The sequence below is a fragment of the Mycobacterium branderi genome, from assembly GCF_010728725.1.
GTDB lineage: Bacteria > Actinomycetota > Actinomycetes > Mycobacteriales > Mycobacteriaceae > Mycobacterium > Mycobacterium branderi.
In genome coordinates this window covers 304,151-326,565 of sequence record NZ_AP022606.1, presented here as the reverse complement: position 1 = coordinate 326,565, position 22,415 = coordinate 304,151, and the positions used below count along the sequence as shown (strand labels likewise).

At 70.0% G+C, this 22,415-nt stretch carries 22 protein-coding genes and 1 riboswitch; of the genes, 8 read left to right on the top strand and 14 right to left on the bottom strand.

The window, feature by feature from the left end; genetic code table 11:
• Positions 1-121: 121 nt before the first annotated feature.
• A complete protein-coding gene (locus G6N47_RS01865; protein ID WP_139799368.1) occupies positions 122-688 on the top strand; it encodes a cation transporter in 567 nt (188 codons plus the stop codon).
• 3 nt (positions 689-691) lie between these two features.
• Here G6N47_RS01865 and G6N47_RS01860 read toward each other — a convergent pair whose 3' ends face one another.
• From G6N47_RS01860 to G6N47_RS01815, 10 genes are all read right to left on the bottom strand, one after another.
• Positions 692-2,332, bottom strand: a complete 1,641-nt coding sequence (locus G6N47_RS01860; protein WP_083129948.1) for a PPE family protein — start codon at positions 2,330-2,332, stop codon at positions 692-694.
• Positions 2,329-2,889 (bottom strand): DUF7676 family protein, encoded by a 561-nt coding sequence (locus G6N47_RS01855; RefSeq protein WP_083129947.1) that lies wholly within the window; start codon positions 2,887-2,889, stop codon positions 2,329-2,331. Before G6N47_RS01855 ends, G6N47_RS01860 begins: the two co-directional genes overlap by 4 nt.
• On the bottom strand, positions 2,886-4,508 hold the full coding sequence (locus G6N47_RS01850) for an ATP-binding cassette domain-containing protein (RefSeq protein ID WP_083129946.1): 1,623 nt from the start codon (positions 4,506-4,508) through the stop codon (positions 2,886-2,888). The genes G6N47_RS01855 and G6N47_RS01850 overlap by 4 nt, the downstream gene beginning before the upstream one ends.
• The gene (locus tag G6N47_RS01845) at positions 4,505-5,521 is read right to left on the bottom strand and encodes a FecCD family ABC transporter permease (protein WP_083129945.1); all 1,017 of its coding nucleotides are present in this window, start codon (positions 5,519-5,521) and stop codon (positions 4,505-4,507) included. Before G6N47_RS01845 ends, G6N47_RS01850 begins: the two co-directional genes overlap by 4 nt.
• The gene (locus G6N47_RS01840) at positions 5,518-6,603 is read right to left on the bottom strand and encodes an ABC transporter substrate-binding protein (RefSeq protein ID WP_083129944.1); all 1,086 of its coding nucleotides are present in this window, start codon (positions 6,601-6,603) and stop codon (positions 5,518-5,520) included. The genes G6N47_RS01845 and G6N47_RS01840 overlap by 4 nt, the downstream gene beginning before the upstream one ends.
• Before the next feature lie 37 nt (positions 6,604-6,640).
• A riboswitch (cobalamin riboswitch) is annotated at positions 6,641-6,818 on the bottom strand.
• A 26-nt stretch (positions 6,819-6,844) separates the two neighbouring features.
• Positions 6,845-7,618, bottom strand: a complete 774-nt coding sequence (locus G6N47_RS01835; protein ID WP_083129943.1) for a GAF and ANTAR domain-containing protein — start codon at positions 7,616-7,618, stop codon at positions 6,845-6,847.
• A gap of 46 nt (positions 7,619-7,664) precedes the next feature.
• The gene (gene ctpC, locus G6N47_RS01830) at positions 7,665-9,761 is read right to left on the bottom strand and encodes a manganese-exporting P-type ATPase CtpC (RefSeq protein WP_083130475.1); all 2,097 of its coding nucleotides are present in this window, start codon (positions 9,759-9,761) and stop codon (positions 7,665-7,667) included.
• 31 nt (positions 9,762-9,792) lie between these two features.
• Positions 9,793-10,074 (bottom strand): DUF1490 family protein, encoded by a 282-nt coding sequence (locus G6N47_RS01825; protein WP_045381500.1) that lies wholly within the window; start codon positions 10,072-10,074, stop codon positions 9,793-9,795.
• Positions 10,075-10,229: 155 nt separating this feature from the next.
• Positions 10,230-10,910 (bottom strand): TIGR03089 family protein, encoded by a 681-nt coding sequence (locus tag G6N47_RS01820; protein WP_083129942.1) that lies wholly within the window; start codon positions 10,908-10,910, stop codon positions 10,230-10,232.
• Between the two features lie 25 nt (positions 10,911-10,935).
• Complete coding sequence (locus tag G6N47_RS01815; RefSeq protein WP_139799311.1) at positions 10,936-12,405, bottom strand: LCP family protein; 1,470 nt, start codon at positions 12,403-12,405, stop codon at positions 10,936-10,938.
• A 67-nt stretch (positions 12,406-12,472) separates the two neighbouring features.
• Between G6N47_RS01815 and rfbD the strand changes: the two genes are divergently transcribed.
• The 3 genes from rfbD to manB are packed head-to-tail and all read left to right on the top strand — an operon-like array spanning position 12,473 to position 15,250.
• Positions 12,473-13,330, top strand: a complete 858-nt coding sequence (gene rfbD / locus G6N47_RS01810) for a dTDP-4-dehydrorhamnose reductase (protein WP_232080098.1) — start codon at positions 12,473-12,475, stop codon at positions 13,328-13,330.
• A 10-nt stretch (positions 13,331-13,340) separates the two neighbouring features.
• A complete protein-coding gene (locus tag G6N47_RS01805; RefSeq protein WP_163659761.1) occupies positions 13,341-14,183 on the top strand; it encodes a glycosyltransferase family 2 protein in 843 nt (280 codons plus the stop codon).
• Positions 14,183-15,250, top strand: a complete 1,068-nt coding sequence (gene manB, locus G6N47_RS01800) for a mannose-1-phosphate guanylyltransferase (RefSeq protein ID WP_083129938.1) — start codon at positions 14,183-14,185, stop codon at positions 15,248-15,250. Before G6N47_RS01805 ends, manB begins: the two co-directional genes overlap by 1 nt.
• 46 nt (positions 15,251-15,296) lie before the next feature.
• On the opposite strand, the gene G6N47_RS01795 is transcribed toward manB, so the two are convergent.
• Genes G6N47_RS01795 through cofD form a run of 3 tightly spaced genes read right to left on the bottom strand, consistent with a single transcriptional unit; the run spans position 15,297 to position 18,159 of the window.
• Positions 15,297-15,836 (bottom strand): NUDIX domain-containing protein, encoded by a 540-nt coding sequence (locus G6N47_RS01795; protein ID WP_083129937.1) that lies wholly within the window; start codon positions 15,834-15,836, stop codon positions 15,297-15,299.
• A complete protein-coding gene (locus G6N47_RS01790) occupies positions 15,833-17,173 on the bottom strand; it encodes a coenzyme F420-0:L-glutamate ligase (RefSeq protein WP_083129936.1) in 1,341 nt (446 codons plus the stop codon). The genes G6N47_RS01795 and G6N47_RS01790 overlap by 4 nt, the downstream gene beginning before the upstream one ends.
• Positions 17,170-18,159 (bottom strand): 2-phospho-L-lactate transferase, encoded by a 990-nt coding sequence (cofD, locus tag G6N47_RS01785; protein WP_083129935.1) that lies wholly within the window; start codon positions 18,157-18,159, stop codon positions 17,170-17,172. The genes G6N47_RS01790 and cofD overlap by 4 nt, the downstream gene beginning before the upstream one ends.
• A 292-nt stretch (positions 18,160-18,451) precedes the next feature.
• On the opposite strand from cofD, the gene G6N47_RS01780 reads away from it, so the two are divergent.
• Positions 18,452-18,793, top strand: coding sequence for a WhiB family transcriptional regulator (locus G6N47_RS01780; protein ID WP_083130474.1), 342 nt, complete (start codon positions 18,452-18,454; stop codon positions 18,791-18,793).
• Between the two features lie 66 nt (positions 18,794-18,859).
• Here the strand turns inward: G6N47_RS01780 and G6N47_RS01775 are convergent, their stop codons facing one another.
• Positions 18,860-19,282 (bottom strand): metallopeptidase family protein, encoded by a 423-nt coding sequence (locus G6N47_RS01775; protein ID WP_083129934.1) that lies wholly within the window; start codon positions 19,280-19,282, stop codon positions 18,860-18,862.
• A 152-nt stretch (positions 19,283-19,434) separates the two neighbouring features.
• On the opposite strand from G6N47_RS01775, the gene G6N47_RS01770 reads away from it, so the two are divergent.
• The 3 genes from G6N47_RS01770 (at position 19,435) to G6N47_RS01760 (ending at position 22,413) form a co-directional block, all read left to right on the top strand.
• A complete protein-coding gene (locus G6N47_RS01770) occupies positions 19,435-19,860 on the top strand; it encodes a DUF3499 domain-containing protein (protein WP_197945462.1) in 426 nt (141 codons plus the stop codon).
• Positions 19,861-19,939: 79 nt separating this feature from the next.
• A complete protein-coding gene (locus tag G6N47_RS01765; RefSeq protein ID WP_083129932.1) occupies positions 19,940-21,340 on the top strand; it encodes a phosphomannomutase/phosphoglucomutase in 1,401 nt (466 codons plus the stop codon).
• Positions 21,341-21,405: 65 nt separating this feature from the next.
• A complete protein-coding gene (locus G6N47_RS01760; protein ID WP_276036689.1) occupies positions 21,406-22,413 on the top strand; it encodes a TobH protein in 1,008 nt (335 codons plus the stop codon).
• Positions 22,414-22,415 lie beyond the last annotated feature (2 nt).

Sequence of the window (22,415 nt, the reverse complement as noted above, 5' to 3'; positions counted from 1 at the left end):
TAACGACCTCTACGATCGCCTGGTGACCGTCTCTCACTCCCACGATCCCGTCGGTCTCGTCGACCACACCTGCTGCACGCGCGACGAGACGTGGCATCGACGGGCCCGGTGGGCGCGACGGCTGGCCTGGGTCAGCCTGGTCGCGATGCTCGCCGAGGGTGTCGTGGGGTTATGGCAGGGCCTGGCGGTCGGATCGATCGCGCTGACCGGCTGGGCGCTGGGCAGCGCCCCGGAGGGGCTGGCGAGTGCGATGGTGGTGTGGCGGTTCAGCGGCCGGCGCACCCTGTCCGACACCGCCGAACGACGCGCCCAGCGCGGCGTCGCGTTGTCGTTCTGGCTGACCGCCCCCTACATCGCCGCGGAATCCCTGCACCACCTTTTCGACGAGCGCCACGCCGACACCTCGGTGATCGGGATTGCCTTGACGGCGCTCGCCCTGCTCCTGATGCCGACGCTCGGCCGGGCCAAGCACATCCTGGCCGTGCGGTTGGGGTCGGCGGCCACCGCCGGCGAAGGCACCCAGAACTACCTGTGCGGAGCACAGGCCGCCGCAGTCATGCTCGGCCTGGTGGTGACTGCGTGGTGGCCCGGCGGCTGGTGGCTTGACCCCGCGATCGGGCTGGCCGTTGCCGTCGTCGCAGTGTGGCAGGGCGTCCGCTCCTGGCGCGGCGAGAACTGCGCCTGCTGACCGTCAACCCTCGGGGTCCCACGTGCCCGGCATCATCGGCATGCGCGGGCCTCCGCCGAAGTCGTCGGACAGCCGGGTCAATCCCGCCGCGCTGGCGGTCTGCTTGCGGACGGTTCCGGCGAAGCCGAGGCTTCCCGCGCCCCGATCGGACTCCAACGGCTCGTCCGCTTCGAGGTCCATGTACTCGTAGCCGCGGCCGAGCTGGCTGACCTTCACCCGCCGTCGCCGACGCGCCTGCGCCTCCTCCTCCGGCGTGGCGGCGGCCACCGGCGCCGCAGCGGTGTAGGGATCCGGCGCTTTCCTCTGGCGCGAACGGGTACTGGCCGCTCGCCGGGCATCTGCGCTCAGGCCACCAACCATGTAGCCGAAGGCGTGCATCGTGTTCAGCGTCGGCGGCGACGGCGTCGGCGGAGGGGCGCCGGGCGCAGGTGGCGCGGGGGCAGCCGCGGGCGCCGACGCCGGAGCTGGTGCGGGGGCGGGAGCCGGAGCGGGGGCCGAAGGCATGCTCGGCGCGAGCGCCGCAACAGGCGGCGGCGCAACCGGCGCCACGGTGGGAGGAGAAAGACCGGCCAACCCAGCCAACCCCGCCAAGCCCACGACGCCGCCCGCCGCACCTGGAGCGGCGCCCAGCGGAACCACGGAGGCGGCGGCCAGCGGCAGAATGACCGGGATCAGTGTGACGGTCTGTTGGATCAGGTAGTGAAGCAACTGGATGGTGTCGGTCACGGTAAAGCCGATAGCCTCGACAGTGACGAATCCCAGTGTGATGAGCACAGTTCCGGGGTTTCCGGTAGCCAACGCCGCCGCGATCTCGGCCGCGTTGGTCGCGAAGTTGCCGGCCAGAATCGCAGCATACGAACCCGGGTCGAGCGGAACGGCCAGAAACCACGCGATGTTGGTCGGGCTGAGGTGAAAAAGCGGATTGCCGGTCACCGGGAGCCAGGGAAACTCCGGATAAAGGTAGGCCAGCGACGAGAACAGGTTGGCCAGCGGTTCCAGAAAGTTGTTGTAGAAGTCGGTATATCCGATCTGGTCCAGGAATTGCTCGATCGCAGACAAGTCGTCGGTGCCCGACGGCGCGTCGGACGACGTCGCGGCCGCATCGGTTTTCATGATTGCCGGCGCCGCGGTGGTGGCGGGCGTGGTGCTCACCGCGGCGGTGGTGACGCTCTGGTACGTGGCCATCACCGTGGCGGCCTGAATCCACATCCGCACATAGTCGGCTTCGTTCAGTGCGATCGGAATCGTGTTGATACCAAAGAAATTCGTCGCGACCAGCACCGCGTGGGCGGCGTGGTTGGCGGCCAATTCGGCCAGCGTCGGCATGGTCGCCAGGGCGCTGGTGTAGGCCGCGGCCGCGGTTTCGTGTTGCGCGGCCGTGACGGCGCTGTCGGCGCTGGCCTGCATCAGCCACGCCAGATACGGCGCATGGGCGGCCACATAGGCCTCGGCCGTCGGGCCGTCCCACGCCCCGGCCCGCACGGCGTCCAACACCGCCGTGAGTTCCTCGGCCGTCTCCGCGTACGCGGTGCTCAGCGAGTTCCATGCCCCCGCGGCTGCCAGCAACGAGCCCGGGCCCGGGCCGCTGCGCAGCAGCGTCGAATGCACCTCCGGGGGTGAGGCCATCCAGATGGGTGCGGTCATCCGTGCCGAAATCCCTTGCCGGCGCGGTCAAGCGGGTCAGGGCCCAGCCCGAGGTAGGTGGCGCGCAGCCGGTCCCACAGCTCCAGTTGGCCCCATGCGGGCTCGTCGCGGATCTGCTGGTCGTTGGTCAGAAACGGATTCGGCAGCATCAGCGTCATCATTTGTTCGTCGCGCCCGTTGTAGAGCCGCACGCCCCACGACGTGGGGTATCCGTCGCTGCCGAGCCGGCGATACATCTCGGCCCGCGAACACTTCCGGATCCGGCCGAGCTCGGGCCCGCTCGCCGTGTGCTCGCCGATGCACAGATGGAAGTGCCAGCGGCCGAAGTCGACCGTGGCGTACCCGTCGTACATCGAGATGCGCTTGGGCGGGCAGGGTGCCGCCACCTCCCAGGCCGCACCTTCGATCAGGACACCGAACCAGATGTCGTCCCAGTACTCGTCGAAGCACAGGTGGATCAGGTCGAGGAGCCGCTGCTCGTCGGTGGGCAACGGCCAGATCTGTTCTCGCCCTCCGCCTTCGGTCTCGACGACGGGCGGGCTGGCGGTCTGGGTCATGACGCATCCTTTCTGTCACGCGTGAGCACGCATTCGCTGCACAGCCCGCCACCGGGTGTGCGGTAGTACAGACAGCAGCTGTTACGGCGGTAGCCGTCGTCGTCGAAACAGATTGCGCCCGAGAGTCTTTCGTCAGAACACAACCTGTGAGCCAGGCGCCGGCCGGACTCGCGGCCGAAGACCCGCGCGGCGCCCAGCAGGGCCGCTGCCGAGTTGCCGCGCAGCACCTTGTCCGAGAGTGGGCCGAGCCGACGCAACGCCGCCGCCAGCGGGGCCAGGTGCGCGTCGAGGACCGTGTCGGCCAGCAACGGCTCGAGGTCGTCGCCCTGCCATGCGACGGGGCGCTCGAGGTGCAGCCGGATCTGCCCGTCGGTCTCCCGGAACAGCAACTGCCCGGGGAAAAGGTCGGGCAGCAGCCCATACCCGGCCACCGCGCCGAGCCCGATCGACCACAGCCGAGCGGCGAAACCTAGGAACAGCGTCGAGGCCGCGACCCGGTGCTCCGAGGCGTCGATGCGCGCCTGCACCCGGCGCACGATCCCGTCGAGCGAGTCTGTGTCGGTGTAGAGCCGCTGCAGCGGCCGCCAACCGCCATCGACCGGCCCCACGCCGACCGCGAAATACTGGCTGACGGTGGACAATTCGGTCAGCATCGCCGTGGTTTGCGACTCCGGTACGGCCCGGTGGGTGCTCGGCGGAATCTCGCGAAGCAGCGCCGGCAGGCTGCTCAGTGTTGTCGACGCGGCAAACCCGGCGGCGCGTACGGTGATCCGCTCAGGCTCGGCTGCCGTGACGACGAGCTCAGCGGGTTCTCTTGTGCCCCAACCTTCCCGGGCGAGCATCCGGTACAGCGCGCTGCGCAACGGATCCGGCGCGGTGACACGCGCCGCCCGTCCGCCGTTGTCCCGCAGCGCGAACAGCTCGTCGATGCGGCCGGACAACAGGTGTTCCTCCGGGATGGCGTCGATCAGCGTGCCGTCAGGACCCAGCAGCCACACCCGGTCGGCGACGCGCAGCGCCAATTCGAGGTCGTGCGTGGACATCACGACTGCCAGACCGTGGTCGCGGGCCAGGGCACGCAGCACCTCGACCAGGCCGGCGCGCGACGGCACGTCGAGAAAGGCGGTCGGCTCGTCGAGGATCAGTACCGACGGTTGCTGGGCGAGCGCGCGAGCGGTCAGCACGCGCTGCCGTTCGCCGTCGGAGAGTTCGGCGGCGGGCCGCTCGGCCAAATGCGCTGCGCCCACCGCCGTTAGCGCCCAGTCGACGACGGCGTGATCGGCCCGGGTCAGCCGGCCGGTGACACCCAGATGCGGAATGCGGCCCAGCCCAACCAGTTCCCGCGCCGACAGCAGCCCGGGCTCGATCCGGTCGGTCAGCACGACCGCCACCCGCCGGGCCAGCCCGCCGGACCCCGCCCGGGCGAGGTCGTCGCCGTCGAGCAGGACCAGCCCGTCGAGCGCCGGCTGCAGCCCGCACAGGGTACGGATCAGCGTGGACTTGCCGCAGCCGTTGGGGCCCAACAGCACGGTGAGCTCGCCGCGGCTCGCCCGGCCCTGCAGGCCCGCCGCGACCACCCGGCTGCGGTAACCGATTGCCAGATCACGCAATTCGATCACGGCGCCATCCCCACACCGCGACGGCTGCGCAGCAGCACGGCGACGACGATCGGCGCCCCGATCAGCGCGGTGACCGCATTGAGCGGAAGCACCGCGTCGCGGCCCGGAACCTGGCTGACGATCCCGCATCCCAGCGCGACCGCGGCGCCCGTCAGCACCACACCCGGCAGCACGAGTCGGTGATCGGAGGTGCCCAGCGCCAGCCGGGTCACGTGCGGTACGGCCAGCCCCAGAAACGCGATCGGTCCGCAGAACGCCGTCGTCGCCCCCGCCAGCAGCGAACCCGACGCCACGGTGATCAACCGCACCCGTCGCACGTCGATGCCCATCGTGCGGGCGTAACCCTCGCCGAGCAGCAGCGCGTTCAAGGGACGCACCGTCAGCGCGCACGCCGCAAGCCCCACTGCCACGAGCGGCAACAGCAGCCGCAGGTCGGCCCAGCCGGTGCCCGCGAAACTGCCCAGCCCCCAAAGCAAGTACTGCTGGACCCGCTGCGGATCGGCGTAGGCCAGCAGGACACTGACGATCGCGGTGCCGAACGCGCCGACCATCACCCCGATCAGCAGCAGGCTGGCCGCCGAACGCACCCGGCGCGCGAGCAGCAGAACGACAGCCAGCACCAGCGCCGCCCCCAGCGCGGCGGCAACGACGACGCCCGCCCGGCCACCGCAGGAAAAACCAGTTCCGGTGGCCATCACCACGACCGCGACGCCCAGGCTTGCGCCGGAACTCACGCCCAGCACGTACGGGTCGGCGAGCGTGTTGCGAAACAGCGTCTGCATCTGCAGCCCCGCGACCCCGAGGCCGGCGCCGGCCGCGATCGCGGTGAGTGCTCGCGGTAGCCGCATGTCGGCGACGATCACCTGCCAGCGCGGATCGGACGGCGCCGCGCCGAGGAGAATCCGGGTGGTGTCGGCCAGCGGCACCCGCACCGGCCCGAGCGCTAGTCCCAGCAGACCCAGCACGACCACCCCGCCGGCCAATGCGGTCAACACCGCTGCGGCCCGGCTCATGTCAGCTTCCGGTAGAACACGAACCGGTGGTCCGGGTCGAGTTCGGGATGCAGGATCGCCACCAGATCGGCCAGCACCAGATCCGGGCGGACCACACCGCGCTCCCAGTAGTCGGTGCTCGCCGACCACACCTGGCCTTCGCGGACCGCGGTCAGCTGGCCGTACCGGATGTCGGCCGCCAGCGCGTCGTCGAGAGTTTTCCAGTCGCTGGTGACCAGCCAACGCGGCGCGTGGCCGGCTTTGGCATACACCGATTCGAAGTTCAACTGCAGGCTGCCGGTTCTGGAGTCGCCGGCCCACGGGTAGCTGCCGCCGGCGTCCGCGATGAGCTGCCCGGCGTAGCCACCGCCGCCGGGCATCGACCAGGTGCCCTGATGCATGGTTCCGGACAGCACCTCGACAGGCCTTGCGGTGGAGGCCTTTTCGGCGATCGTGCCGTAGTCGTCGCGCAGCTTGCCGTACAGTTTGCCCGCCTTCTTCTCGGTGCCGGTCAGCGCGGCGAACACCTTGACCCACTCGGCGCGGCCCAACGGGGTGGCCTCCAGCCATTCGGCGTCGGCCAGCACGTCGATGCCGGCGTCGCGCAGTCTGGCGTAGCCCGGGTCGTCGGTGCCCGCGGTCACCAGCACGCCGGGCCGCGCGGCGACCACGGCCTCGACATCGACCTGCGCGGCGGCGACACCGCTGACCACGTCGGTCTGGTCGAGCTCGGCGAGCATGCCCAGGTGGGTGGTCGACGCCGCGTACAGGCTGGGGACCGGCACCGTGATCTGCCGCGCGTGGGCCAGCTCGCCGGTCAGCTGCGGGGCCGGGGCGCCGCAGCGCACGAGCACGTACGACTCGGGAGAGGCGTTGGGGTAGGGCTGCTTGACGGTCAGGACCTGATAGCTGCGGTGGTAGCTGAGCGTGAAGTTGGTGGCGTCGGTGACCGTCGACTTATCCGGGAAGTAATCGGTGCCCGGGTCGAATTCGGTGATGCAGCTCCGGCGTGGGCCGCTGGTATCGGCAGGCGAAGCGCAGGCGCACGGAAGCAGCGCCAAGGCAATGGCAGCGGCGAGGGCCGCCCATGACACGCGGGACACGGACGTCGGTCAGCTCTCTCGGGGTACACCGCCCCGGGTCGCAGGACGCGATGACGCGAGTCTCCTGGCTCTCGGATCGCTGCTCGCCTCGCCTTCCAACCCGCGGGCCGTGGCGTGTGAGGGTCGCTCCCCGATGACAGTGGCGGGACCGCGCCGGATTCGCACCGGCTTCCTGCATCGTCATCGCCTTACGGGCGACATTGTTGCATGCCGTTCGCACGTGGCCGACGGCGGCGCGCGGTCAGGTCGCGGTGGCCGCCACGCTGGGCTCCTCGCCAGTGGCGAACCACCGGTTCACCAGCGGCTCGAGCCGGCCCTGCTCTTGAGCCCCGACCAGCTCGGCGGCCAGGTGGCGCAGCTTGACGTTGTGGTGTTGCGAGGCTTGCCGCAGCCGGTCGAACGCGTCATCGGAGTCGCACGAGTAGTGACGCATCAGCAGCCCCTTCGCCTGACCGATCAGATCGCGGGTGGCCAGCGCGGCATGCAGGTGGTCGACCAGGCGGCGGGAGTCGTCATAGAGCGCGGCGTTGTCGACGGTGGCGCCGGCGTGCAACGCGAAGAGCATCACCAAATCCATGACGTGCTGGGTGAATTGGTTGGGACGAGGCGAGAACAGCGTGCATCCCACCGACGGCCGGCGAAACGCAGGCAACGGCAACGCGAGGCAACTGCGAAAACCGGCGCTGCGCATCCGCTCGGCGAATCCCGCCCAGCGTTGCTCGGTCTCGGCGTCCTCGACCCGCCGCGGCTCGCGGTAGCGGATCGCGTCCAGGATCGGGCCTTCCCATGGGCGAGGCTCGTCGGGATGGTGTGCCAGCGAGGCGATTTCGCCGCCGGCGACTGTCTCGAGTTTGCCCGGCGCAACCTCCACGGTGACCGTGGCGTGCTCGCAGCCGGGAATTGTGCGCACCGCACGCCTGACCATCCGGTCGACGACACTGACGACGTCGTCGTCGTCGACCAGTCGGCCCACTTCGGCCAACTCGCGGGAGAGCGAATGAAGCTGCTCGTTCATCGGCCCAGGGTACGTGCTTCCCCCGGCGTTGCGGATCGGATCGCCGCTATGCGATCCGGTAGCGGATCAGCCGTGAGCTGTTGGCCACCACGGCCACCGACGACGCGTTGTGCAGGATCGCCGCCAGCACCGGCGACAACGCGCCGCCGGCGCCGATCAGCAGCCCTGCCGCGTTCACGGCGATCGACATGCCGTAGTTCTCCCGGATCACCTCGACCGCACGCGCACCCAGGTCCCGCACGTCGAGCAGGCGCTGCAGGTCGTCGTTGGCCAGCGCCACGTCGGCGGTTTCGACCGCCACGTCGGTCCCGGCCAACCCCATCGCGATCCCGATGTCGGCGGCCGCCAGCGCGGGCGCGTCGTTGATGCCGTCACCGACCATCCCGACGACGTGGCCGTCTGCCTGGAGCTGGCGTACCACTTCGAGCTTGTCCTCGGGCAGCACCTCGGCGCGCCACTCGTCGATGGCCAGCTCGGCCGCCACCACCTTGGCGATCTCCGGATGGTCACCGGTGAGCATGACGATGCGACGGATCCCGTTGGCGCGCAGCTGCTTCAGCACTTGGCGCGCCTCGGCGCGAACCTCGTCGCGCAGGCTGATCAGCCCGACCAGCGTGCCGTCCACCGCCAGCAGCAGCGGCGTCTCGGCCTGGCGCCGCAGCTTGTCCACCCACTCCGCGGCCTCGGGGGACACCTCGACGTCTTCCGACTGCAGCAGCGACGGGCTGCCCAGCAGCAGCGTCCGCCCGTCGGCCCACGTCCGCATGCCCAGGCCCACCAGTACTTCGCATTCCTCGTGCGGCGGGATGATGATGCGGCGTTCCTCGGTCGAGCGGATCACCGCCTCGGCCAGCGGATGCCGCGAATGCAGTTCCGAGCTGGCCGCGTAGGCAAGCACCTGCTCAGGCTGCCAATCCTTGTGCAGTGCAATGATATTCGTAACCACAGGACGCCCGACGGTCAGCGTCCCGGTCTTGTCGAACACGATGGCGTCCACCCGGCCGGCCTGCTCGAGGTGCGAACCGCCCTTGATCAGGATGCCCCGGCGGGCGCCGTTGCCGATCGCGGCGCTGATCGCGGTCGGCGTTGCAAGCCCCACCGCGCACGGGCACGCGATCAGCAGCATGGTCATCGCGCGCCGGACGTCGCCGGTGATCGCCAGGGTGATCGCCGAGACGACGAACGAAATGGGAACGAAGCGACGGGAGAAGTTCTCGCCGACGGTCTGAATCGGTGCCCGATCATGTTGGGCCTCTTCGACTCTGGCGATGATGCGGCCGATGGTGGTTTCGTTGCCGACGGCGCTGGCGCGCACCACCAGCCGCCCGCGCAGTACCACCGAACCGGCGTGCACCCGTGCGCCGGTGATGATGCTGACCGGCAGCGTCTCGCCCGTGATCGCGGACTGGTCGACAATCGCCTCGCCGTCGACCACCTGGCCGTCGACCGGTATCGCCACGTGGTCGTGCACCACCACCTCGTCGCCGACCTGCACGGTGTCCATAGGCACCTGGACCTCGTTGCCCTCGTCGAGGCGGATCCATGCCGTGTCGGCGGTGCCGCGCAGCAGGTCGGAGATGGCCCGCCGGGTCCGTCGCAGCGTCAGATCCTGAAGGTACTCACCGATGTTCAGCAGCCACAGCACCGTCAGCGCGACCACGTTCTCGCGCAGCACCAGGCTGGCCACCGTCGCCGCGGTGACCAACGCGTCGGTGCCGGCGCGCCCGGACCGCAGCGAGCGCAGCGCGCCGCGCAGGAACGGGTAGCCCATGAACACCGTCGCGCCGGTCGCCACGAGCTGACCCGTCGGGCCGAGCAGCGGCGGGCGCTGGAAGATGTAGCGGCGCACCCCCAGCAGCGCCAGCGCCGCGCCGCCGATCACCATGCGCAGCACCTCGGCGTTGCGGACATCCGACGAGCGTGGCGTGCGCGCGGGAATCAGTTCGGCCGCAACGTGTTCGGCTGACTTGATGGCGTCCAGGACCGCGGAGCGGTCGCAGCGCTTCGGTGAATACCACACGACCACCGACCCGGTGTGCGGATAGGCGTGCACTGTGCGCACACCGTTTTGCTTGTCGACGGCCTCTTCGACCGCGACCGCGCGCCGCGAATTCGAACGGACCCAGGGGACTTTTACCCGCATCCGCCCGGCCGCGTCGGAAACGACGTGCACGTCAGTGCTCGTGGTCGTGGTTGCCTCCGACGGCGGGCGGCGGGGCCTCCTCGCCGATGCGTTCGCGCGCCTCGGCCACCACGTCGGCGAGCTTGAGCCGGGCGGACTCCGCAGCTTCCTCGGCGCGCCGGGTTCCGCGCAGGCTCCACTCCGTCGCGGTCACCGCCGCATTGTGCATCGGAGCCGAGCGCACGGCTTTGCGCAGCACTTCGTAGGCGCTTACTCCGACCAGCCCGGTGACGACCGTCCCGGCCGCCTTTGCGAGTAGCCCGTGCACCACCATCGCCACACTCCATTCCTTTAGGTCGATTCGCACTCGACGCTAACATAGAAATATTGCGATACCAATATGGATTGGCGGGTGGGCGGCGCGCCGAGCGTGGGGGTATGCACACAAACCGGCCACTGTTCGTCCATACCCCCCACGTTCGGCGGGCGCTAGTCGAAAACGCGCGTGATTTTCTCAGTCTCGATCCGGCGCTGCTGCCCCGCCGGATCGGGGTTGGCCACCTGTACCAGCGACGCGCCCACCGCCAACACCGCCAGCAGCCCGTCGACCAGCCCGGGAGGCCGGTCCCACGACACCGACGAAAGCACCCGGTCGGTGGACGTCAAACCTCTTGTAGCTGCGGAGATTTCGCAGTCGGCGAGCAACTCGTCGACCGAGCGGCCGGCGAGCGCGGGACCGGGGTTGGGTTCGGCGGCGATCTGGTCGCCGTGGACCCGCACCGCGGTCGCGTAATCGGTGACTCCGACCGGCAGGTCGGGTGCGGGGCGGCCGAACGGGTCGAGCGACAACACTGCCACCTCGGCGGCGCCGGTCGCGTCGGCCTCGTCCAGGCGCGCCTTGGTGCACAACGCGACGTCGGCGTCCCAGGAGCCGCCGAGCAGGACTTCGGCGCCGATCCACCACACCCCGAACAGCACCGCGGCGGTCTGCCAGTGGGTCGGCAGCAGTACCGCCACCCGGCTGCCGGACCCCGCGCCGAGCTCGTCGCGCAGCAGGTTGCCGGTCTTGGCGGCCCAGTTGGCCAGCGTCACCGCGGAGAGCTCGATGCGCTCGCCGGTGGCGTCGTCGTAGTAGGTGATGCGCGGGCCGACCGGGTCGGCGCGCAGCATCGGGTCGAGAACCGCTTGGCTGAGGTTAATTGACACACTCCGGTTTGTCCGTGCCCGCGGTCAGGATCGGCGACGGCGGGGGAGCGTCGGGATTCGAGACCCCGCCGGCATTCGACGACACCGCCATCGGCGAGGCGCCGCCGTCGAGCCCGGATCCCGGGCCGGTGTAGTCGTTGGCCAGCACCACCCGCACCGTGCCGGCCGGCACCGACGCGTCGGCGACGACGGGCAGCCCGCCGAGGTCTTTGGCCACCGCCTGCGCGCCCAGGTCGTCGGCCTTGGCGGCCTGCACCTGACTGCCCGTCACGTGCGCGCCTTCGTTGTTGCCGACGGTTCCGGCGGCAAAACCCTTGGCGCTCAACACTTGCGACACCGCAGAGGCCAGCCCGTTGATGTCGGTGTCGTTGAAGACACTCGCGGTGGTCTTGGCCGGCGTGTAGGCGATCTCCTCGGTCTTGCCCTCCGCCTGGTCGTGCAGCAGGCCGCCGACCCACTCCTGCACCTGGTGCGGATCGACCCGCACCACACTGTGCATACCGTCGTCGCTCCAGCCGGCTTCGTCGAGCACCGGGATGGTGGCGAACGCGACGTTGCCGGCGGCCAGCTTCTGCAGCTGCTTCACGAAATCCATGATGTCCCAACCGGACGACAGCACCACCGAGCGCTGGATGGCGCCCTGCAGCCGCTCCAGGGTCGCCGGGCTCGACAGCGTCTTGCCCGAGATCACCTGATGGGCCAGCGAGGCCATTACCACCTGCTGGCGCACCACCCGGTCCAGGTCGCCGCGGGGCAGATCGTGGCGCTGGCGGACAAAGCTCAGCGCCTGCGGGCCGTTGAGCTTTTGCCAGCCGGCCGGAAAGTCGGCGCCCGAAAGTGGCTCGTACACGGCCTCTTTGAGGCAGACGTTGACGCCGCCGAGGGCGTCGGTGATCAACGCGAAACCCAGCAGGCCGATCTCGGCGTAGTGGTCGACGGTGACGCCAGTGAGGTCGGCGACCGTCTTGATCAGCGCCTCCCGGCCGGCTTCGGTGCCGCGCGCCTCGGCTTGGGCGGGGTCGACGCCGGATTCGACGAGGCTGACCCGCTTCTCCTCCTTCACCTGTCCGTAGACGCCGTTGATCTTGGTCTTGCCCAACCCCGGTGCCGAGACATAGGTGTCGCGCGGGATCGAGATCGCGGTGGCCGACTTCCCGTTGTTGGGGATGCGCACCAGGATGATCGTGTCGGTGTTGGTGGCCACCTCGTCGCCGGCCCGCAGGGCCGCCAGTTCCTCGGCCGACAGCGGGTTGCCGTGCGCGTCGGTGCGGCTGTCCATGCCGACCAGCAGGATGTCGACGGCGCCGTCGTCGCCGCCCTGGCCCAGCGACGGGGCGAACATGTGGTAGATCCCGTCCTCGAACGAGCGGACCTGGCTCCACGCCACCCCGGTACCGAGCACGACGGCCACGGCCGCCACGGTGGCAACCACACGAACCACACGTTGCGCAGGCATCACTTCAGACTACTTGTGTCACAGCGGTATCGCCGGTAGCTGCATGCGTCGGCGTGCCAGACTCAAGATCATGCAGAGGCTCGTGATCACCGGCGCCGGCGGACAGCTCGGCAGCGTTCTGGCGGCCAAGGCGGCCCGGCAGGGGCGCGACGTGCTGGCGCTGACGTCGTCGCAGTGGGACATCACCGACCCCGGCGCCGCCGAGCGGATCATCCGAGGCGGCGACGTGGTGGTCAATTGCGCCGCCTACACCAACGTCGACGGCGCGGAAAGCGACGAGGCCAGAGCGCATGCGGTCAACGCCGAGGGCCCGGAACACATCGCGCGGGTCTGCGCGGACGTAGGCGCGGGGCTGATCCACATCTCCACCGACTACGTGTTCGACGGCTCGGCCCGCCGCCCCTACGAGCCCGACGACGAAACCGGGCCGCTGAGCGTGTACGGGCGTAGCAAACTGTCCGGCGAAGTGGCCGTCCGCAAAACGCTGCCGGAGGCCATCGTGGTCCGCACCGCCTGGGTCTACACCGGCGGCACCGGCAACGACTTCGTCGCCGCCATGCGCCGACTGGCCGCCGGGGACGGGCCTGTCGAGGTTGTCGACGACCAAACCGGCTCACCGACCTACGTCGGCGACCTGGCCGACGCGTTGCTGCAGGTGGTCGACGACGGCGTGCGCGCGCCCGTGCTGCATGCCGCCAACGCGGGCGCGGTCAGCCGGTTCGAGCAGGCCCGCGCGGTGTTCGCCGGTGTGGGAGCCGACCCGGAGCGGGTGCGGCCGATCAGCAGCGACAAGAAGCCGCGGCCGGCGCCCCGGCCTCACTATTCGGCGCTGGGCGCCCGAGTCTCGACCGAGGCGGGGCTGACGCCGTTGCGGCCGTGGCGCGACGCGCTGGCCGAAGCGTTGTCGCTACCCTCTATGCGTGAGTGACGTCCTGCCGGTGGTGACGGTGACCTATTCGCCGGGCCCGCACCTGGACCGCTTCCTGGCCTCGCTGTCGCTGGCCACCGAGCGGCCGCTGAGCGTCCTGATGGCCGACAACGGCTCCACCGACGGGGCGCCGGAGGCGGCCGTCGAGCGCTACCCGAACGTTCGGCTGTTCTCCACGGGCGCCAACCTGGGCTATGGCAGCGCGGTCAACCGGGCGGTTGCGCAGCTTCCGGAGGCTGACGAATGGGTCGTGGTGGCAAACCCCGACGTGCAGTGGGGGCCCGGCAGCATCGACGCGCTGCTGGACGCGGCGGCCCGCTGGCCGCGAGCGGCGACGCTGGGCCCGCTGATCCGCGATCCTGATGGGTCGGTGTACCCGTCGGCGCGCCACCTGCCGAGCCTGGTTCGCGGCGGCATGCACGCCGTCCTGGGCCAGCTGTGGAAGAGCAATCCCTGGTCGACGGCGTATCGCCAGGAGCGGCTGGAACCCAGCGAGCGGCCGGTGGGCTGGCTGTCCGGGTCGTGCCTGCTGGTGCGCCGGGCGGCGTTCGACCAGATCGGCGGCTTCGACGAGCGCTACTTCATGTACATGGAAGACGTTGATCTCGGCGACCGGCTGGGCCGAGCAGGCTGGCTCAACGTGTATGTGCCGTCGGCGGAAGTCCTGCACCACAAGGGGCACGCCACGGGTCGCCAGTCGGCGCGCAACCTGATCGCCCACCACAACAGCACCTACACCTTCCTCGCCGACCGGCATTCCGGGTGGTGGCGGGCGCCGTTGCGGTGGTCGTTTCGCGCCGGTTTGGCGATCCGGGCGCGCCTGATGGTGCGCAGCGCAGAAAGGCGGCGGTAGTGGCACCAGTAGACGCCGTCGTGCTGGTCGGCGGCAAGGGCACCCGGTTGCGGCCGTTGACGCTGTCCGCGCCCAAGCCGATGCTGCCCACCGCCGGGTTGCCGTTCGTCACGCATCTGTTGTCGCGCATCGCCGCCGCCGGCATCGAGCACGTGATCCTGAGCACGTCGTATCAGCCGGCGGTGTTCGAGGCGGAGTTCGGCGACGGTTCCAAACTGGGGCTGCAGATCGAATACGTCACCGAAGAGCACCCGCTGGGCACCGGCGGCGGAATCGCCAACGTCTCCGGCCGGTTGCGCCACGACACGGTGATGGTGTTCAACGGCGACGTGCTCTCCGGGGCCGATCTGGGGCAGCTGCTCGACTACCACCGCTCCAATGGGGCCGACTTGACGCTGCATCTGGTGCGCGTCGGCGACCCGCGCGCCTTCGGCTGCGTGCCGACCGAAAACGGCAGGGTCACAGCGTTTTTGGAGAAGACGCAGGATCCGCCCACCGACCAGATCAACGCCGGCTGCTACGTGTTCTCCCGCGAGATCATCGACCGGATACCGCGGGGCCGGGAGGTCTCGGTCGAACGCGAGGTGTTCCCGGCGCTGCTGTCCGACGGGGTCAAGGTGTGCGGATACGTCGACACCAGCTACTGGCGGGACATGGGCACGCCGGAGGACTTCGTGCGCGGCTCGGCGGATCTGGTGCGCGGCATTGCGCCGTCGCCGGCCCTGCGCGGGCAGCGCGGCGAGCAGTTGGTGCACGACGGAGCGGCGGTCTCCCCGGGCGCGGTGTTGATCGGCGGGACGGTGGTCGGGCGCGGCGCCGAGATCGGGCCCGGCGCACGGCTCGACGGTGCGGTCATCTTCGACGGGGTGAAGGTCGAGGCCGGCTCGGTGATCGAGCGTTCGATCATCGGCTTCGGCGCGCGGATCGGCCCGCGGGCGCTGATCCGCGACGGCGTGATCGGCGACGGCGCCGACATCGGCGCCCGCTGCGAGCTACTGCGCGGCGCGCGGGTCTGGCCCGGCGTCTCGATTCCCGACGGCGGAATCCGCTACTCGAGCGACGTCTAGTTGCGCCGAATGTGGGCTTGAGGCACGGTTTTTCGACGAACGCGTGTCACAAGTCCGCACTCGACGCGCGGGCGACCAAGTAAGCCAGCGCATCGTCGGCGCTTTCGGGTAGCGCATCGACCGGCCACCACTGCAAATCCGTCGACTCGTCGCTGATCACGATCTGCGCACCCGGCGGGGCGTGCGCGACGAACTGCAGGTCGAGGTGGCGGGTCGGCACACCCAGCGAGCACGTCACGGGATGGACATGGATGGCCGCCAACTCGGCGAGCCGCAGACCCGCGACACCCGACTCTTCGGTGGCCTCCCGCAGCGCTGCCGCCGCGATGTCGTCGTCGCCGTCGTCGCAGTGCCCGCCGAGCTGGACCCAACGGCCCAGCCGCGGATGCAGGGTGAGCAGCACCCGGGCGCCGGCGTCGTCGAGCACCAGGGCCGAGGCGGTGACGTGACCGGGCACGCACTCGCGGCGGCAGGCATCGTCGCGGGCAAGCAGGAACGCCAATACGGCGTGGCGCACCGAATCCTGAGCCGGATCCGGGGCCTGCCAGTCGGACAGCAGCGCAATCGCCGACTCCCGGACGCTCACTTGCGCACCAGCAAGTCGGTCACCGGCACCGGGTCTTTGGGCTCCTGGCGTTGCGTCGGATAGCCAATCGCGATGGCGCCCAACGGTTCCCAATCGGCCGGCAGCCCCAGCTCGTCGCGGACCAGGTCGGCGGCGAAGATCGTCGAACCGATCCAGCAGCTGCCCACGCCGCGGACCGCGAGCGCGACCAACAGCGCCTGCACCGCCGCGCCCACCGCGACGGTGAACATGGTGTGCTCGGCGTCGGTGCGGGCGGCGTCGGGATAGCTGTGCGCGCCTTCGGGTACCAGCATCGGGATGACGACTTCCGGTGCATCGTAAAGGATTTGGCCGCGAGCCACCCGCCGTTCGATCGCGTCGGCCGACCTGCCGTCACCGGCGAGGTCGGCGCGCCACTTCTCACGCATGCGATCCAGCAACCGGGTGCGCACCGCGGGAGTCTGCAGCCACACGAACCGAACCGGCCGGGTGTGGTGCGGGGCCGGTGCGGTCAACGCCTCGGCCACCGCGTCCTCGACGAGATCGTGCGGCACCGGCTCGTCGGCGAACTGGCGCACCGATCGGCGCAGCAGCTGAGCCTGGCGGCGGCCCAGTTCCACTGCCTCGGCGGTGCCGAGCCAGAACAGGTCCTCGGTGCCCGAACGCACCAGTTGCCGTGCCGTCGAACCATCGTCGGACGCCGGCAATCCGCGAACCACGGCCACCGGGATCCCCGTGAGTTTGCCCTTGACCAGATCGGCCGCCGCGGCGACCTCGTCCGCGACGGCGATCTCGGTGACGATCAGTTCGTTGCCGTGGGCGTCGACCGCCCCGGCATAACCGTGCAGCACTTCCAGGCCGGCCGAGCCGACGGCCACGTCGGTCTGTCCGTTGCGCCACGCCCGGCCCATCGTGTCGGTGATCACCACCGCGACGGTGACGCCCAGCCGCTCGCGCAGCGCGGCACGCAGCGCGGCGGCGCTGGCGTCGGGATCTGTTGGCAGCAGCGCCAATTCGGTCACCCCGACGTTCGAACCGTCTACCCCGGCGGCTGCCTGCACCAACCCGAGCCGGTTCTCGGTGATCAGCGTGCGACCCTTGCGGGCAAGTACCCGGACCGCCTCGGCGTCGACGAGCTTTCGCCGCAACGTATCCCGCGCCTGCGGGTCGTGGGGGGCGGCCACCAGCCGGCCCTCGCATTTGGACACCACCTTGCTGGTGACCACCACCACGTCGCCGTCACGCAGCCACGGCGCGGCCTCGGCGATGGCGTTGCCCAGGTTGTCGCCGGGACGGAATTCGGGAAGGCCGGTGACGGGCAGGATCTCGACCGCTGCCGCGGTGCCGTGTTCGCTCACGCTGCGACGCCCGCGAGCTCCAGTCCGGCGCTGACCATCTTGGCCGTCGCGTTCGGATCGGTCATCAGCAGCGGTACCGATCGCACTGTCATGCCGTCGATGTCGGCGTGGTCGCCCTCGTGGACCAGCCAGCAGTCCAGGATGCCGGTGCCCGACCGTGCGCCGTAATGCCGGCCGACCGCCTCGGCGGTGGATTCCACACCGATCACGGAAAGACATTCCTGAGCCATGCCGCGCAACGGTTTTCCGTCGATGATCGGGGAGTAGCCGACGACGGGCGCATCCGCCGATCGCAGTGCGCCGCGGATTCCGGGGATGGCCAGGATGGCACCGATGCTCACCACCGGATTCGACGGCGCCACCATGATGACGTCGGCGTCGGCGATGGCGTCGAGCACGTCCGTTGTGGCATGGGCGTTTTCGGCCCCGATATAGGCGAAGCTGTGGGTCGGAACTTGCGCGCGATAGCGCACCCACCACTCCTGGAAGTGGATCGCGCGCTGGTTGCCGTCGGCGGGATCGGTGATGACAACGTGGGTTTCGCATCGGTCGTCGCTGGCCGGCAGGAGGCGTGCTCCGGGCTGCCAGCGGTCACAGAGTGCGGCGGTGATCTGCGTGAGCGGGTAGCCGGCCCGCAGCATCTGGGTGCGCACCAGGTGGGTCGCCAAGTCGCGGTCGCCGAGCTCGAACCAGTCGGGCTGCATGCCGTAGCGGGCCAGTTCCTCCTTGGCGTGCCAGGATTCGTCGCGATGACCCCAGCCGCGCTGCGGGTCGACCCCGCCGCCCAGGGTGTACATGCAGGTGTCCAGGTCAGGGCAGATCCGCACGCCGTGCATCCAAGCGTCGTCGCCGATGTTGACCACCGCCGTCAGCTCGTGATCGCCGGCCGCGCCCTCGGCCGCGAATTGGCCCAAGCCCAGCAGGTGCTGCACGCCGAGAAGAAAGCGGGCGCCGCCGACCCCGCCGACCAGAACCGTGACCTTCACATCCGACGACCCTACGCCGACACGCCGAGGGCCGAATTGGCGGCAGTGCCGTCAAAAAACGGTCACGAGATGGTATGGAAATCTTCCCAATCGCTTGACCACGGCTGATAACACGTGTGTAATCTCATCAGTGTCATTTCCCGGTTGGCCGGCCGGATTCGGTGTCGCAGACCGAGATTCGATCATCTGTTCGAATTGAGATGGCCGCACATCAAAACAGTGGGCGAGTTTCACGAATCAACGAAATCAGGTGAGGAGGCGGAGCATGTCCTATGAGCACCTACGGGGCCTGATGGGAAGCACACCGCACACCAATACCGGCGCGGCGACGGCGGGGGCCGCAGCTCGACCCCACTTGAGTTTGGTGCCCAGCGCACCCGAAGTGCCGGAAGTCTTTGAGCCGGCGCCGGTTAGCGCCGACCAATGGCAAGACCGCGCGCTGTGCGCGCAGACCGATCCCGAGGCGTTCTTCCCCGAGAAGGGCGGCTCCACCCGGGAGGCGAAGAAGATCTGCCTGGGCTGCGAGGTGCGCACCGAGTGCCTGGAGTACGCACTGGCGCACGACGAGCGGTTCGGCATCTGGGGCGGGCTTTCCGAACGGGAACGCCGTCGCCTCAAGCGCGGCATCGTCTAACGCGCAGGCTTAGTCAGCGGGCGACCCGCCGCGCCCGGCTGCGCCGCGCTTGCGATCGCCCGCGCGTCAGTCGTCGTCGATCGTCGGGTCGATGACCGAGGGTTCGACGTCCAAATACGTGGCCACCTCAGCCACCAGAATTTCGTGCAGCAATTCGGCGAGTTCGATGGTGTCCTTGGCGCGCCGCTCGATCGGCTTGCGGAACAACACGATCCGCGCCCGCGTGGCATTACCGCGCACGTCCACTCCCGCGGGGATCAACCGGGCCAGCGCGATCGGCCCGTCGGCAATCACCTCGGGCGGCCATTGCACGCTGTCGGGATCGCGGGCCGAGATCCGCGGGATCTCGTCGACGGCCACGTCGAGCCCGGACAACCGGTCGGCCCAGCGCTGCTCGATCGGCTCGTAGGCCTCCAGCACTGCCATGTCGAAACGCTCGGCGCGGCTGCGCCATCCTGGCACCGTCGGCGGCAGCAGCGGACCGCGCATCTCGCGCCCCCGCCGCGACGCAGATCTGCGCATCGAGCGCCCAGAGCTGCGCGAATCGCTCACGCGCCGATGGTAACGGTTGCACATCGCAGCCCGGACCAATGCGCGTGTCACCCGATGCGAGGACGTTTGCGCACGATAGCCTCTCGATCGTGAATGTTCCGCGTCGCTGCTGTCGGCCCGGGTGCCCGCACTACGCGGTGGCAACGCTGACGTTCGTCTACTCCGACTCCACCGCGGTGATCGGCCCGCTCGCCACCGCCCGCGAGCCGCACTCCTGGGACTTGTGCGTCAGCCACGCCGGTCGCATCACCGCGCCGCGGGGTTGGGAGCTCGTCCGCCACTCCGGCCCGCTGTCCGTCCCGTCCGACGACGACGATCTGGTCGCGCTGGCCGAGGCGGTGCGCGAGGGCCGCGCCGCGGTCCCCGCCGGACCACCGGTCAACGGCTTTGCCGACCCCGACGCGACCCCGGTCCCCAGTCCCAGCGGCGCCGTGCTGACCCCGGCCGCACCGCGCCCCGCCGGCACCGGCCGCCGCCGCGGCCATCTGCGGGTGCTGCCCGACCCCGCCGAGTAGAAGCCTGCTTAGCTGTCAGCCGGTCCCCTCAAAACCATTAGGCTGACCACCAACAGTCCCGATAGTCAGGAGCTTTGTCATGTCTCGGCCCGCCGCGGCTGTCAACCGTGTGATCAAGGCTTATGACGTGCGAGGCGTCGTCGGCGACGAGATCGACGAGACGTTTGCCGCCGACGTCGGCGCCGCGTTCGCAAGGCTGATGCGTGACGAGGGCGCCGGGCGGGTAGTCCTCGGCCACGACATGCGGGACAGTTCGCCGGCGTTGGCCGCAGCCTTCGCGTCCGGGGTCACCGGGCAGGGGCTCGACGTGATCCGGATCGGCCTGGCATCCACCGACCAGCTCTACTTCGCATCCGGGCTGCTCGACTGCCCGGGCGCGATGTTCACCGCCAGCCACAACCCGGCCGCCTACAACGGCATCAAGCTGTGCCGGGCGGGCGCCAAGCCCGTCGGCGCCGACTCCGGGTTGAGCACCATCCGCGACGACTTGATCGCCGGCGTGCCGGGCTACGACGGGCCGACGGGCAGCATCGCCGACCAGGATGTGCTCGCCGACTACGGCCAATTCCTGCGCTCGCTGGTGGACCTGTCGTCGCTGCGTCCGCTCAAAGTGGCCGTCGACGCCGGCAACGGAATGGCCGGCCACACCGCGCCGGCGGTGCTCGGTGCGATCGAGTCGATCACGCTGCTGCCGTTGTACTTCGAGCTCGACGGCTCGTTTCCCAACCACGAGGCCAACCCGCTGGACCCGGCGAACCTCAAAGACCTGCAGGCCTACGTGCAGCAGAGCGGCGCGGATATCGGGCTGGCTTTCGACGGCGATGCCGATCGCTGCTTCGTGGTCGACGAGCGCGGCCGGCCCGTGTCGCCGTCGACGGTGACCGCGCTGGTGGCCGCCCGGGAACTGCAACGGGAGATCGGCGCGACCGTGATCCACAACCTGATCACCTCCCGCGCGGTGCCGGAACTGGTGGTCGAACGCGGCGGCACACCGGTGCGCTCTCGCGTCGGGCACTCCTACATCAAGGCGTTGATGGCCGACACCGGGGCGATCTTCGGCGGCGAGCACTCCGCGCACTACTACTTCCGCGACTTCTGGGGCGCCGACTCCGGGATGCTGGCCGCGCTGTACGTGCTGGCCGCGCTCGGCGAGCAAGACCGGCCGCTGTCCGAGCTCACCGCCGACTACCAGCGCTACGAATCCTCCGGCGAGATCAACTTCACCGTCGCCGACGCCGCCTCGGCCACCGAAGCGGTGCTGAAGTCGTTCGGCAGCCGCATTCACTCCATCGACCATCTGGACGGAGTGACCGTCGACCTCGGCGACGGAAGCTGGTTCAACCTGCGCAGCTCCAACACCGAGCCGCTGCTTCGGCTCAACGTGGAAGGACGCTGCACCGAGGACGTCGACGCGGTGGTCCAGCAGATCAGTGCAACAATTCGAGCCGAAACAGCCGGGCTGACACAGGCAGTCACGTGAACGCCATCCACGCCACCATCGACCTCGACGACACCGACGCCCTGATCGCCGCCGACCGCGACGGGATGCTGCGGGCCGCGTCGATGGCCGGCGCGCAGGTGCGGGCCACCGCCGCCGCGTCCGACGAGGGCGCCCTTGACCCCGTCGGCGGGGACACCCCCCGCACGCTGATCTGGGTGAGCGGCCGCGGCGCCGCCGAAACCGCCGGCACCATGCTGGCCGCGACGCTCGGCGGCACAGCTGCCGCGCCGATCGTGGTCGCCGCCGAGGCGCCGCCGTGGATCGGCGCGCTCGACGTGCTGATCGTCGCCGGCGACGACCCGGGCGATCCGGCGCTGGTTGGCGCCGCCGCCACCGGGGTCCGCCGCGGCGCTCGGGTGGTCGTCGCGGCACCCTACGAAGGACCGTTGCGCGACAGCACGGCCGGGCGGGTCGCGGTGCTGGAGCCGCGGATGCGCGTGCCCGACGAGTTCGCCCTAACCCGCTACCTGGCCGCCGGGCTGGCCGCGCTGGAAAGCGTCGACCCCAAACTGCGGACGGATCTCGGTGTGCTGGCCGACGAGCTGGACGCCGAGGCATTGCGCAACAGCGCCGGACGTGAAGTGTTCACCAATCCGGCCAAGGCGCTGGCCCAACGGATGACGGGGCGCAGCGTCGTGCTGGCCGGCGACTGCGCCGCGACGCTGGCGCTGGCCCGGCACGGCTCGTCGGCGCTGCTGCGGCTCGGCCATCAGGTGGTGGCGGCCACCGGCCTTGCCGACGCGCTGGTGGCGCTGCGCGCCACGCCGTCGTTCGGCGATGCGGCGGATGCGCTGTTTCACGACGAGGCGATCGACGGCCCGCTGCCGGAGCGGCTGCGGGTGCTGGCGCTGACCCTGGCCGCCGACCGGACTGTCGTCGCCGCCAGGGTCGCGCCGCTCGACGACGTCGACATCGTCGGCGCCGAGGACGTGCCCGATGTGTCCGTCGGCGCCGCCGGCCAGGTCGGTGCGCAGCGGGCCGAGCAGCAACTGGCAATATTGGCCGTTCGACTGGAGATGGCCGCCGTTTATTTGCGGCTGGTGCGGGGATAGAC

What these genes read in the sequence shown, in the direction of transcription:
- G6N47_RS01780 (WP_083130474.1), top strand. Translation starts at nt 18,452, where the DNA reads ATGGGAAGCACACCGCACACCAATACCGGCGCGGCGACGGCGGGGGCC.
- G6N47_RS01860 (WP_083129948.1), bottom strand. Translation starts at nt 2,332, where the DNA reads ATGACCGCACCCATCTGGATGGCCTCACCCCCGGAGGTGCATTCGACG.
- G6N47_RS01775 (WP_083129934.1), bottom strand. Translation starts at nt 19,282, where the DNA reads ATGCGCGGTCCGCTGCTGCCGCCGACGGTGCCAGGATGGCGCAGCCGC.
- G6N47_RS01820 (WP_083129942.1), bottom strand. Translation starts at nt 10,910, where the DNA reads ATGCTGCGCGCCGACCCGGTCGGCCCGCGCATCACCTACTACGACGAC.
- G6N47_RS01825 (WP_045381500.1), bottom strand. Translation starts at nt 10,074, where the DNA reads ATGGTGGTGCACGGGCTACTCGCAAAGGCGGCCGGGACGGTCGTCACC.
- ctpC (WP_083130475.1), bottom strand. Translation starts at nt 9,761, where the DNA reads ATGCGGGTAAAAGTCCCCTGGGTCCGTTCGAATTCGCGGCGCGCGGTC.
- G6N47_RS01855 (WP_083129947.1), bottom strand. Translation starts at nt 2,889, where the DNA reads ATGACCCAGACCGCCAGCCCGCCCGTCGTCGAGACCGAAGGCGGAGGG.
- G6N47_RS01835 (WP_083129943.1), bottom strand. Translation starts at nt 7,618, where the DNA reads ATGAACGAGCAGCTTCATTCGCTCTCCCGCGAGTTGGCCGAAGTGGGC.
- rfbD (WP_232080098.1), top strand. Translation starts at nt 12,473, where the DNA reads ATGCAGAGGCTCGTGATCACCGGCGCCGGCGGACAGCTCGGCAGCGTT.
- G6N47_RS01845 (WP_083129945.1), bottom strand. Translation starts at nt 5,521, where the DNA reads ATGAGCCGGGCCGCAGCGGTGTTGACCGCATTGGCCGGCGGGGTGGTC.
- G6N47_RS01765 (WP_083129932.1), top strand. Translation starts at nt 19,940, where the DNA reads ATGTCTCGGCCCGCCGCGGCTGTCAACCGTGTGATCAAGGCTTATGAC.
- G6N47_RS01760 (WP_276036689.1), top strand. Translation starts at nt 21,406, where the DNA reads ATGCTGCGGGCCGCGTCGATGGCCGGCGCGCAGGTGCGGGCCACCGCC.